The 11,743-nt window shown below is 73.2% G+C and carries 9 protein-coding genes; all 9 read left to right on the top strand.

Annotated features, from left to right (window positions below; all coding sequences use genetic code 11):
* Window positions 1-203 precede the first annotated feature (203 nt).
* The 9 genes from rsmI (at window position 204) to ABZ128_RS32265 (ending at window position 11,708) form a co-directional block, all read left to right on the top strand.
* A complete protein-coding gene (rsmI, locus tag ABZ128_RS32305; RefSeq protein ID WP_356853061.1) occupies window positions 204-1,061 on the top strand; it encodes a 16S rRNA (cytidine(1402)-2'-O)-methyltransferase in 858 nt (285 codons plus the stop codon).
* Between the two features lie 281 nt (window positions 1,062-1,342).
* Window positions 1,343-1,729 carry a hypothetical protein gene (locus ABZ128_RS32300; protein ID WP_356853059.1) on the top strand — a complete coding sequence of 129 codons (387 nt, stop codon included), beginning with the start codon at window positions 1,343-1,345 and terminating at the stop codon, window positions 1,727-1,729.
* Window positions 1,730-1,765: 36 nt separating this feature from the next.
* On the top strand, window positions 1,766-2,641 hold the full coding sequence (locus ABZ128_RS32295; RefSeq protein WP_356853053.1) for a TatD family hydrolase: 876 nt from the start codon (window positions 1,766-1,768) through the stop codon (window positions 2,639-2,641).
* 577 nt (window positions 2,642-3,218) lie between these two features.
* On the top strand, window positions 3,219-4,433 hold the full coding sequence (locus ABZ128_RS32290; protein ID WP_356853057.1) for a ubiquitin-like domain-containing protein: 1,215 nt from the start codon (window positions 3,219-3,221) through the stop codon (window positions 4,431-4,433).
* Entirely contained in the window at window positions 4,430-5,332 is a 903-nt protein-coding gene (gene rsmA / locus ABZ128_RS32285; RefSeq protein ID WP_356853051.1) for a 16S rRNA (adenine(1518)-N(6)/adenine(1519)-N(6))-dimethyltransferase RsmA, read from the top strand. Before ABZ128_RS32290 ends, rsmA begins: the two co-directional genes overlap by 4 nt.
* 8 nt (window positions 5,333-5,340) lie before the next feature.
* Window positions 5,341-6,240 (top strand): 4-(cytidine 5'-diphospho)-2-C-methyl-D-erythritol kinase, encoded by a 900-nt coding sequence (locus ABZ128_RS32280; RefSeq protein ID WP_356853056.1) that lies wholly within the window; start codon window positions 5,341-5,343, stop codon window positions 6,238-6,240.
* Between the two features lie 123 nt (window positions 6,241-6,363).
* Window positions 6,364-8,160: an ABC-F family ATP-binding cassette domain-containing protein gene (locus tag ABZ128_RS32275; RefSeq protein ID WP_356853049.1), complete on the top strand. Its 1,797-nt coding sequence runs from the start codon at window positions 6,364-6,366 to the stop codon at window positions 8,158-8,160.
* Between the two features lie 136 nt (window positions 8,161-8,296).
* Window positions 8,297-9,943 (top strand): PQQ-binding-like beta-propeller repeat protein, encoded by a 1,647-nt coding sequence (locus ABZ128_RS32270; protein WP_356853048.1) that lies wholly within the window; start codon window positions 8,297-8,299, stop codon window positions 9,941-9,943.
* 40 nt (window positions 9,944-9,983) lie between these two features.
* On the top strand, window positions 9,984-11,708 hold the full coding sequence (locus ABZ128_RS32265) for a PQQ-binding-like beta-propeller repeat protein (protein WP_356853047.1): 1,725 nt from the start codon (window positions 9,984-9,986) through the stop codon (window positions 11,706-11,708).
* Window positions 11,709-11,743: the final 35 nt, after the last annotated feature.

Below are 11,743 nucleotides of genomic sequence, written 5' to 3'. Positions count from 1 at the left end.
ATGGGTGTCGCCTGGCACCGCTTCCTCGGCTTCCCGAACATCTGGTTCAAGCGCAACGCGGACGGCGCGACCGCCCTCGGCGCGCCGCCCGCCACGTGATGCGTCCCGGGCGGGACGGCTGAGAGGATGGGCGGGTGACCACTGACCAGCCCCACCGCCCCGAAACCTCCGCCACCGCAGCCACGGCCGCAGGCCTGACGGGCCTGACGGGCACGCTCGTGCTCGCCGGCACCCCGATCGGCGACCTCGCCGACGCCCCGCCCCGGCTCGCCGCCGAACTGGAGCGGGCCGACGTGGTCGCCGCCGAGGACACCCGGCGCCTGCGCAGGCTGACCCAGGGGCTCGGCGTACACACCACCGGGCGGGTGGTGTCGTACTTCGAGGGCAACGAGTCGGCCCGCACCCCCGAGCTGGTCGAGGCGCTGCGCGACGGCAAGCGCGTACTGCTGGTCACCGACGCCGGCATGCCCTCGGTCTCCGACCCGGGCTACCGGCTGGTCGCCGCCGCCGTGGAACAGGACATCAAGGTCACCGCCGTCCCCGGGCCGTCCGCGGTGCTCACCGCGCTCGCCCTGTCCGGGCTGCCCGTCGACCGGTTTTGCTTCGAGGGGTTCCTGCCCCGCAAGGCGGGCGAGCGCCTCGGCCGGCTGCGCGAGGTCGAGGGCGAGCGGCGCACCCTCGTCTACTTCGAGGCCCCGCACCGGCTCGACGACACCCTCGCCGCCATGGCCGAGGTCTTCGGCGCCGGCCGGCGGGCCGCCGTGTGCCGCGAGCTGACCAAGACGTACGAGGAGGTCAAGCGCGGCGGGCTCGGCGAGCTGGCCGCCTGGGCCGCCGAGGGCGTACGCGGCGAGATCACCGTCGTGGTCGAGGGCGCCCCCGCGGCCGCACCCGGCGACGTGGACGCCGAGGAGCTGGTGCGCAGGGTACGCGTGCGCGAGGAGGCGGGCGAGCGGCGCAAGGAGGCCATCGCGGCGGTCGCGGCCGAGGCCGGAGTACCCAAGCGCGAGGTCTTCGACGCTGTGGTCGCGGCAAAGAATGCGGCACAAAAGATGCCGTAGGTCGGTAAAGAGCTAACCTGAAAAGCAAAGCTCAGACCGCGCACCGGCCGCTTTGAGACATGACTGGCCCAAAGACCGTCCAACACTGGACAGGGCCTGATGCGCTCCCGCCCGAAGAGGCGTCCACTGGCAATGGCACCAGTGGAACAAGAGGAGCTGGCATGAGTGAGATCGCAGACACCTCGGCACCCGCCCCGGCCCCCGCACTCGCACCGACCGCATCGCCCACGCCGACCGCGCCCGGGGTGCACACCGTGCACGAGGCGTACTCGTTCGCGTGCATGAAGTGCGGCTACGCCTGGGAGCAGGGCTACGAGATCGAGCACCACGTCGACGGCAAGGGCCAGCCCTTCATCATCTACACGGTCAAGGGCGAGCGGGTCCCCTCCCCGCTGTCGAACCCGACCTGCCACAACTGCGGCGGGCACGTGGTGCGGATCATGCGCGAGGGCCAGGTCTCCTCGGTGCTCGGGACGATCGACAAGCTCTACCACCACCGCATATCCCCGGGGATCGCCGGACCCGTGCCGGCCGGCGCGAACGTCCCGCGCGCCCCGAAGCAGCGCAAGGCCCCGACGCACGACGCCCCCGGGCCGGTGCCGGTGGACGACGGCGCAGCGCAGCGCAGGGGCTGGTTCTCCCGGCTGGCGGCCCTGTTCCGCCGGTGACCGCGCGCCGAGGGGGCCGGTCATAAGATCGGCCGTATGAGCAACGCCTCCAAGGACGCACCGCCGCCGCTGCCTGAGCCCCTCCGGGTGGCGGTGGCGGACTCCCACACCCACCTGGACATGCAGGCCGGCACCGTCGAGGAGGGCCTGCGCAAGGCGGCCTCCGTAGGCGTGACCACGGTCGTCCAGGTCGGCTGCGACGTGAAGGGCTCCCGCTGGGCGGCCGAGACCGCCGCCGCGTACGAGAACGTCCACGCCGCCGTCGCCCTCCACCCGAACGAGGCGCCCCGCATCGTGCACGGGGACCCCGACGGATGGTCCCGGCAGGGGGCGCGCGCCGGGGGCGGTGAGGCCGCGCTCGACGAGGCGCTGGCCGAGATCGAGGCACTCGCACGGCTGGACCACGTGAAGGCCGTCGGCGAAACCGGGCTGGACTACTTCCGCACCGGGCCCGAGGGGATGGCCGCGCAGGAGCGGTCCTTCCGCGCTCACATCGAGATCGCCAAACGGCAGGGCAAGGCACTGGTCATCCACGACCGCGAGGCCCACGCCGACGTGCTGCGGGTCCTGCGCGAGGAGGGCGCCCCGGAGCGGACGGTGTTCCACTGCTACTCCGGCGACGCCGACATGGCCCGGGAGTGCGCCGCCGCCGGCTACTACCTGTCCTTCGCGGGCACCGTCACCTTCAAGAACGCCCAGCCGCTGCGCGACGCCCTCGCGGTGGCCCCGCTGGAGCTGGTGCTCGTCGAGACCGACGCCCCGTACCTGACCCCGGCGCCGTACCGCGGACGGCCCAACGCGCCGTACCTCATTCCGCTGACGGTGCGGGCGATGGCCGCGGTCCGCGGGATCGACGAGGACGCGATGGCCACGGCCCTGGCGGCGAACACCGCGCGGGCCTTCGGCTACTGAACCCGGCCGCGCCGTTCGGCACACTGCGTAGCCGCCCGGCTTGGGTGAGTGACGAAGCTCCGCTAGGGTGCCGTGCCCGAACCGATGGGGCCGGACCAGTGGAGCGAGCGTCGTGAGCGAGATTCCTTTCACCGGGGTGTACGTACGCGAGTCCGATCCGCGCCTGTTCCGGCCGGACCCGGAGCCGGCGCAGCCCCTGCCCTGGCCGGGCCCGGACCCGGTACCGGATCCGGCCGCCCAGGCCCCCCGCCCGTGGCCCGAACCCGGCCCCGCCCCGGCTCCCGCGCCGTGGCCCGAGCCGGCCGGGGACCTCCCCGCGGCTCCCGAGCCTGAGCCGGAGCCTCGGCAGGGCGGGGCCGAGCCCGGAGTGCCGGCGCCCCGCCCCGGCGAGCGGCGGGGCGGCAGGCGCCGCAGGGCGCCCGCCGAAGCCCCCTCGGGGCCGGACCGGCCGTACGCCCCCGCCGGGCCCGGCACCGGGCGGCGCCGCGGGCCCGAGTCCCCCGCCGGGGCCGGACCGGCCGCCTACGGGTCCGGCTACGGGCCCGCCCCCGCCGGGCCCGGCACCGGGCGGCGCCGCATCGGCGACCCCGTCCCCGGCCAGCCCGGCACCGGGAGACGGCGGCGCGACGGGGCCGCCCCGGCAGAAGCCGCAGCAGCGGGAGCGGCGGTCGCGGGAGCCGCGGTCGCAGCGGCCACGGGGCGGGACAACTGGCGGCGGATCGTTCCGCAGGCGCTCGTCGTCGCCGTCCTCGCAGGCGGCACCACCGCCTTCGTCGCCGCCGACAAGTCCGTACGGCTCACCGTCGACGGGCAGCCCAGGACCCTGCACACCTTCGCCGACGACGTCGGCGAACTCCTCGCCGCCGAAGGACTGGGCGTCGGCCCCCACGACCTCGTCGCCCCCGCGAGAAACGCCGCCCTCGACGACGGCGACGAGGTCGTCGTCCACTACGGGCGCCCCCTGAACCTCACGCTCGACGGGCAGAGCCGCCAGGTGTGGACCACCGCCCGCACCGTCGAGGGCGCCCTGCGCCAGTTCGGGATCCGCGTCGAAGGCGCCTACCTGTCCACCGCCCGCACCGCCCCCGTCCCCCGCACCGGCCTCGCCCTCGCCGTCCGCACCGAACGCAGCATCACCTTCATGGCCGACGGCACGGAGACCACCATCCGCACCAACGCCGCCACCGTCCAGGAGGCCCTCGCCCAGGCCGGGATCACCCTGCGCGGCCAGGACACCACCTCCGTCCCGCCCGCCTCCTTCCCCCGCGACGGCCAGACCGTCACCGTCCTCCGCGTCACCGGCACCCGCGAGGTCCGCGAGGAACGCATCCCGTACCCCACCGAGAAGGTCGAGGACGACAGCCTGTTCGCCGGGACCGAGGTCGTCGAACGCGCCGGCCGCCCCGGCGCCCGCCGGGTCACCTACGTCCTGCGCACCGTCAACGGCGTCCGCCAAAAACCCCGCCAGGTCGCCGAGGAGACCGTCCGCGAGCCCGTCACCCAGCTGGTCAAGGTCGGCACCAAACCCCTTCCGACCTCCGTCGCGGGCGCGGACGGCCTGGACTGGGCGGCGCTGGCCCAGTGCGAGTCCGGCGGCCGCCCCACCGCCACCGACGCGTCCGGCACCTACGGCGGGCTCTACCAGTTCGACGTGCACACCTGGCAGAGCCTCGGCGGCAGCGGCCGCCCCCAGGACGCACCGGGCGCCGAGCAGACCTACCGGGCCAAGAAGCTCTACGTACAGCGGGGGGCGAGTCCGTGGCCGCACTGCGGCCGTAGGCTTTACCGGTGAGCACCGCAGAGCAGCAGCCTGAAAGCACGACCCCAGACGCCCTCCTGGGCCCGGCCGACATCCGGGAACTGGCCGCCGTACTCGGCGTACGGCCCACGAAGCAGAAGGGCCAGAACTTCGTCATCGACGCCAACACGGTCCGCCGCATCGTGCGCACCGCCGAGGTACGGCCCGACGACGTCGTCGTCGAGGTCGGGCCGGGGCTCGGCTCGCTGACGCTCGCCCTCCTGGAGGCCGCGGACCGGGTCACCGCCGTCGAGATCGACGACGTCCTGGCCGCGGCACTGCCCGCCACCATCGAGGCGCGGATGCCGCAGCGCAAGGACCGCTTCGCACTGGTCCACTCCGACGCGATGCTGGTGGAGGAACTGCCGGGGCCGCCGCCCACGGCACTGGTCGCGAACCTCCCCTACAACGTGGCCGTACCCGTGCTGCTCACCATGCTGGACCGCTTCCCGAGCATCGAGCGCACGCTCGTCATGGTCCAGGCGGAGGTGGCCGACCGGCTGGCCGCCAAGCCCGGCAACAAGGTGTACGGGGTCCCCTCGGTCAAGGCGAACTGGTACGCGGACGTGAAGCGGGCCGGGGCGATCGGCCGCAACGTGTTCTGGCCCGCGCCGAACGTGGACTCCGGTCTCGTCTCGCTCGTGCGGCGCGCCGAGCCGATCAAGACGGCCGCCTCGAAGGCGGAGGTCTTCGCGGTCGTCGACGCGGCCTTCGCGCAGCGCCGCAAGACGCTGCGTGCCGCGCTGGCCGGCTGGGCCGGTTCCGCGGCGGGCGCCGAGGCGGCGCTCGTCGCCGCCGGGATCTCCCCGCAGGCACGCGGGGAATCCCTCACCGTCGAGGAGTTCGCGGCGATCGCCGAGCACAAGCCCGCCGCCGAAAGGCCGGCGCTGTGAGCGCGGGCGTGCGCGCCGGGGTCACCGTACGGGTCCCCGCGAAGGTCAACGTCCAGCTGGCGGTCGGCGCGGCCCGGCCCGACGGGTTCCACGACCTCGCCAACGTCTTCCTCGCGGTGTCCCTCCACGACGAGGTGACCGCCACCCCGTCCGAGGGCCTCACCGTCAGCTGCGCCGGACCGGACGCCGACCAGGTCCCGCTGGACCGCACGAACCTGGCGGCGCGGGCCGCGGAGCTCCTGGCCGCCCGGGCCGGCCTGACCCCCGACGTCCACCTGCACATCGCGAAGAACATCCCCGTCGCCGGAGGCATGGCCGGCGGCAGCGCCGACGGCGCGGCGGCCCTGCTGGCCTGCGACACCCTGTGGGGACTGGACACCCCCGTCCAGGACCTCCTGGACATCTGCGCCGAGCTCGGCAGCGACGTGCCGTTCAGCCTGGTCGGCGGCGCCGCCCTGGGCACCGGGCGCGGGGAGCTGCTGACCCCGGTCGAGGCGGGCTCCTTCCACTGGGTGTTCGCCGTGGCCGACGGCGGCCTGTCCACCCCGGCGGTGTTCCGGGAGTTCGACCGGCTCACCGCGGACCGGGAGCTCCCGGCGCCCGAGGCCTCGCCGGCCCTGCTGGCGGCCCTGGCCTCCGGCGACGCGGACGCCCTCGCCGCCACCCTGGCCAACGACCTCCAGCCGGCCGCGCTGTCGCTGCGCCCCCAGCTGGCGCAGACCCTGGCCGCGGGCACGGAGGCGGGCGCCCTGGCCGGGCTGGTCTCCGGCTCCGGCCCCACCACCGCGTTCCTGGTCCGCGATCCCGAAGCGGCCCTGAAGGTGGCGGCGGCCCTCGAAGCCTCCGGCACCTGCCGCACCACCCGGGTGGCCACCAGCCCGTCCCCCGGAGCGGTGGTCCTGCCCTAGCCTCCCCCGTCGCCGGGCCGCCCGCGGCGCCTTGCGGCCCGGCCCGGAGGGTTAGGCTGGGGGGCTGATCCACATTTTCCCCCCGGTCCCGGACCGGGAGGACCCCCACCTGGAGTGCGTCTGATGGCCGTCAATCTGGTCAATGTCGAGGCAGTCAGCAAGGTGTACGGAACCCGTGCCCTGCTCGACGGCATCTCCCTCGGCGTGTCCGAGGGAGACCGGATCGGTGTCGTGGGCCGCAACGGCGACGGCAAGACCACCCTGATCCGCATGCTCGCCAAACTGGAGGAACCCGACACCGGCCGGGTCACCCAGAGCGGCGGCCTGCGCATGGGCGTCCTCACCCAGCACGACTCCCTCGACCCCGCGGCCACCATCCGCCACGAGATGATCCGGGACATGGCCGACCACGAGTGGGCCGGCAACGCCAGGATCCGCGACATCCTGACCGGCCTCTTCGGCGGCCTCGACCTGCCCGGCTTCGCCCAGGGCCTCGACACCGTCATCGGCCCGCTCTCCGGCGGCGAGCGCCGCCGCATCGCGCTCGCCAAGCTGCTCATCGCCGACCAGGACCTGCTCGTCCTCGACGAGCCCACCAACCACCTCGACGTCGAGGGCATCGCCTGGCTGGCCCGCCACCTGCAGGAGCGGCGCTCCGCCCTCGTGTGCGTCACCCACGACCGCTGGTTCCTCGACCAGGTCTGCACCCGCATGTGGGACGTCCAGCGCGGCGCCGTCTACGAGTACGAAGGCGGCTACAGCGACTACGTCTTCGCCCGCGCCGAACGCGAGCGGATCGCCGCCACCGAGGAGACCAAGCGGCAGAACCTGATGCGCAAGGAGCTGGCCTGGCTGCGCCGCGGCGCCCCCGCCCGGACCTCCAAGCCCCGCTACCGCATCGAGGCCGCCAACGAGCTCATCGCCGACGTGCCGCCGCCGCGCGACAAGTCCGAGCTGATGCGCTTCGCCAACGCCCGCCTCGGCAAGACCGTGTTCGACCTGGAGAACGTCACCGTCCAGGCCGGCCCGAAGATCCTGCTCAAGCAGCTCACCTGGCACCTCGGCCCCGGCGACCGCGTCGGCCTCGTCGGCGTCAACGGCGCCGGCAAGACCTCCCTGCTGCGCGCCCTCGCCGAAGCCGCCCGCACCCAGGGCGATGTCCAGCCCGTCGCCGGCACCGTCACCGTCGGCAAGACCGTCAAGCTCGCCTACCTCTCCCAGGAGGTCGGCGAACTCGACCCGTCCCTGCGCGTCCTGGAGGCCGTGCAGCGCGTACGGGACCGGGTCGACCTCGGCAAGGGCCGCGAGATGACCGCCGGTCAGCTGTGCGAGCAGTTCGGCTTCACCAAGGAGAAGCAGTGGACGCCCGTCGGCGACCTCTCCGGCGGTGAGCGCCGCCGCCTGCAGATCCTGCGGCTGCTGATGGACGAGCCCAACGTCCTGTTCCTCGACGAGCCCACCAACGACCTCGACATCGAGACCCTCACCCAGCTGGAGGACCTCCTCGACGGCTGGCCCGGCTCGATGATCGTGATCTCCCACGACCGGTTCTTCATCGAGCGCACCACCGACACGGTGATGGCCCTGCTCGGCGACGCCACGCTGCGGATGCTGCCGCGCGGGCTCGACGAGTACCTGGAGCGCCGCCGGAAGATGATCGAGGCGGCCGCCCCGGCACCCGCCCCCGCCGCCCCCAAGTCGACGTCCTCCGGCGACTCCCGCCTCGCGAAGAAGGAACTGGCGAAGATCGAGCGGCAGCTCAACAAGATGTCGGACCGCGAGAGCAATCTGCACGCCCAGATCGCCGAGCACGCCACCGACTTCGACAAGGTGGCCAAGCTCGACGCGGAGCTGCGCGAACTCATCTCGGAGCGGGACGAGTTGGAGATGCGCTGGCTGGAACTGGCCGAGGAGGCGTAGTTCCCCGGCCCGATAACAGCGTTGTCACGGGCCGGTCCTCCCTTGGGAACAGGGGCGGGACCGGCCCGATGTAGGGACGGCGTCAGTGATACAAAGGTGATCCTCCACGATCACCCGACGCCGAAGGTATGCGCTGATGACCGAGCCGCCCCAGCCGCCGAACCAGCCGCCCCCGCCGTCCGGTTACGGTCACCTGCCCGGCCCGCCGCAGTCCGCACCCGGCTACGGCCACCCGCCGCAGGGCGAGAACCCGTACGCCCAGCAGCCTCCCACCCAGCCCATGCACCAGCCCGGTTGGGGACCCCAGCCGGCCACGCCCCCGGGCGGCTACGGCTATCCGCCACCCGGCGCCCCGCAGGGCCAGGGCATGCCGCCGAAGAAGCGGATGGCCGTCATCATCGCCGCGGCCGCCGCCGGCGTGCTCGTCCTCGGCGCGGGCGCGTACCTCGCCTTCGCGGGCGGCGACGGCAAGGACCCGAAGAAGCCCGTCGCGCAGGGCCCGGGACCCGGCGACGACAAGCCGTCCGCCTCCGCCGACACCGGCGACGGCAGCGGCAACGGCTCGAAGGCCGACGAGGACCTCAACGCCGGCCGCAAGCAGGGCGAGGACAAGGTCCTGTGGCTGAAGACCGCCAAGGTCGACGGACCCGGCCTCGGCGTGGACTCCGAAGGCCAGTGGGTCGTCGGCGACACCGTCGTCAAGAGCGTCTGGAAGAACCTCACCGCCTACGGCGCCACCGACGGCAAGGAGAAGTGGACGCTCGCCTTCCCCACGCCGATCTGCGCCGTCACCCGCCAGACCACCGCCGAAGCCAAGACCGTCGTCATGTTCAAGGACGGCGAGGGCGACAGCGCCAGCTGCAGCCAGATGCGCCAGGTCGACCTCAAGTCCGGCAAGGAGGGCTGGACGAAGGAGGTGCCCAAAGAGGGCCTCTTCGACATCATGACCAGCCCCAGCCTCGGCATCACCGGCGACATCGTCGCCGTCAGCCGCAGCGGCACGGCCAGCGCCTTCAAGGTCAGCACCGGCGACAAACTGTTCGGCAGCGCCACGGCCGAGGGCTGCAAGCCCGACTCCTACGTCGCCCACAACGGCAAGATGATCGCCATCTCCACCTGCTACGACGACGACATGACCGCCGAGGTCTCCGACGCCGACCCGGTCACCGGCAAGAAGACCTGGACCTACCGGCTCCCCGCCAAGTACAAGGTCACCGCCGTCTACTCGCTGGACCCGCTCGTCCTCGACGTCGGCAACGAGGACAAGAAGGAACGCTCCATCGTGGTCCTCGGACCCGACGGCAAGCAGCGCACCACCGTCAGCGGCGAAGGCAGCTTCGCCACCAGTTGCAGCGGCGGCCTCTTCCGGTCCGTCGAGGTCTGCTCCAACACCGCCGTCGACGCGAACACCCTCTACCTGCCGACCGTCGCGGAGCCCGGCAAGGCCAACGAGATCGTCGCCTTCGACCTGGGCACCGGCAAGGTCAAGTGGCGCACCCCCGCCGGGGACAAGCGCACCCTCACCCCGCTGGGCGCCGCGAACGGGCAGCTGATCGCCTACCGCCACGCGGAGCAGGACCAGGGCGGCGAGGTCGTCTCGATCCCCGCCGCAGGCGGACAGCCCACCGCGCTGCTGCGCAACCCCTCGGGCGCCGCCGCGCCGATCGAGAGCTCCTTCTACGCCCCGAAGGTCGACTACGCCGGCGGCCGGCTGTACATCTCCGCCTCCCGCCTGCTCGCCAAGGGCAAGGACGAGAAGCTCCTGATGGTCTTCGGCAAGTGAACGCGTCCACCGAGCCGCCCACCGAGAGGCTTAGCAACCCATGAGTACCCCGCCGCCCCCGCCCCAGCCGCCCGCCGGCGGCTTCGGCGCCCCGCAGGATCCGCCCCCCGGGGGCTTCGGAGCGCCGCCGCCGGTGCCGCCCGCACCGCCGGGGCCCCCGCAGCCGCCGGCCGAGCCGCCGACCGTACCGGCCGCGCCGCCCGCGGCCCCCGCCGGGCAGCCTCAGGCCCCGGCCGGGCAGCCGGCGTACGGATACCCCCAGCAGGGCTACGCCTACCCGCCCCAGCAGGCGCCGACGTACGCCGCCCAGCCGCCCGCGGCCCCCGCGGGCGGCGGCGACAAGCGCACCCAGCTGATGATCGTCGGCGCGGCCCTGCTGGCCATCGTCCTGATCATCGGCGGCGGCTTCTGGTACGTCTCGGGTGACGACGGCGGCGGCTCCGCCCGGCCCAGCGCCAGCGGCAGCCCCGGCGGCGACAAGCCGGCCGGCGGCACGCCCGGCTCGGAGAAGGTCCCCTCCAACCCGAAGTCGAAGCCGCTGTACAACCAGCCGAACCCGACGCCCGAGGACGTCGTCGGCGTGGCGGGCTCCTGGCTCACCGACACCACCTACATCAAGACCGATGTCGCCAAGGTCGTCGGCTACAACCTCGTCGACGGCGGCAAGAAGTGGGAACTGCCGTTCCCCGGCGAGGTCTGCGCCGCCACCAAGCACATCACCGACAACAAGACCGCGGTGCTGTTCCGCCCGGCCCAGTCCACCCCCGAGAACAAGTACCCGCCGTGCACCGAGGTCGGCGTCATCGACCTGAACACCGGCAAGCTCGTCTGGTCCGGCAACGCCAAGGGCGCCACCACCGGCGACAAGCCCGCCACCTACTACGAGGTCACCATCAGCGGCCAGACCGTCGCCGCGGGCGGCACCAGCGGCGGCGCCGCCTGGAACCTCGCCGACGGCAAGTCCCTGTGGACCCCGAAGGTCGACGGTGAAGGCTGCTACGACATGGGCTACGCGGGCGGCGAGGCCCTCGGCGTGATCCGCAAGTGCGGCCGCAGCGGCAGCCAGACGCTCGTCGCGCAGACCCTGGACCCGGCCACCGGCGCCCCCACGGCCTCCTACAAGCTCTCGCCCGGCATCGAGTGGGCCTCCATCATCTCCACCAAGCCCCTCGTCGTCGCCGCCGACGTCGGCAAGACGGCGAAGAACGCCACCGGCGTCAGCGACCTGTTCGTCGTCGACGCCAAGGGCGAGCTGAAGTCCCGCATCTCGCTCGCCTCCGGCAACTTCGCCGCCAAGTGCGGGGCCACCGAGGTCGAGAAGTGCAGCGGCTTCGTCGTCGGCAACGGCAAGGTCTACCTGCCCTCCTACGAACACCAGGGCCAGGCCGCGGTCGGCCGCACCAACGAGGTGCTCTCCTTCGACCTGGAGACCGGCAAGCAGACCACCGACCGCGCCGACGCGGGCGAGCGGTACACCATGTGGCCGCTGCGCATGGACGGGTCGAACATCATCGCCTACAAGGAGCCCCCGTACGACAAGGGCGGCCAGGTCGTCAGCATCGACGGCACGACGATGAAGGAGACCCTCCTGATGGAGAACCCCGCGGACAAGGCGAGCCAGCGCGCCGAGACCGCCTTCTCCCCGGAGTACTCCGAGTACCGCTACCACAACGGCAAGCTCTTCATCTCCCGGACGACGGCCCGCAAGCCGTACTCGGCGACGAGCGACCCGGAGTTCCTCTTCGTCTCCTTCACCGCCAGCTGACCGGCGGCCGCTCACGCGGTCGCCCGCGCAGTCGG

It is taken from the genome of Streptomyces sp. NPDC006326, from assembly GCF_040612915.1.
Lineage (GTDB): Bacteria > Actinomycetota > Actinomycetes > Streptomycetales > Streptomycetaceae > Streptomyces.
Note: the sequence above shows the minus strand (reverse complement) of the source record. Positions and strands in the feature narration are given on the sequence as shown.

Excerpts from the sequence above, each read along its gene's own strand:
- ABZ128_RS32300 (WP_356853059.1), top strand. The coding sequence starts at position 1,343 with ATGAAGTGCGGCTACGCCTGGGAGCAGGGCTACGAGATCGAGCACCAC.
- ABZ128_RS32295 (WP_356853053.1), top strand. The coding sequence starts at position 1,766 with ATGAGCAACGCCTCCAAGGACGCACCGCCGCCGCTGCCTGAGCCCCTC.
- ABZ128_RS32275 (WP_356853049.1), top strand. The coding sequence starts at position 6,364 with ATGGCCGTCAATCTGGTCAATGTCGAGGCAGTCAGCAAGGTGTACGGA.
- ABZ128_RS32270 (WP_356853048.1), top strand. The coding sequence starts at position 8,297 with ATGACCGAGCCGCCCCAGCCGCCGAACCAGCCGCCCCCGCCGTCCGGT.
- ABZ128_RS32265 (WP_356853047.1), top strand. The coding sequence starts at position 9,984 with ATGAGTACCCCGCCGCCCCCGCCCCAGCCGCCCGCCGGCGGCTTCGGC.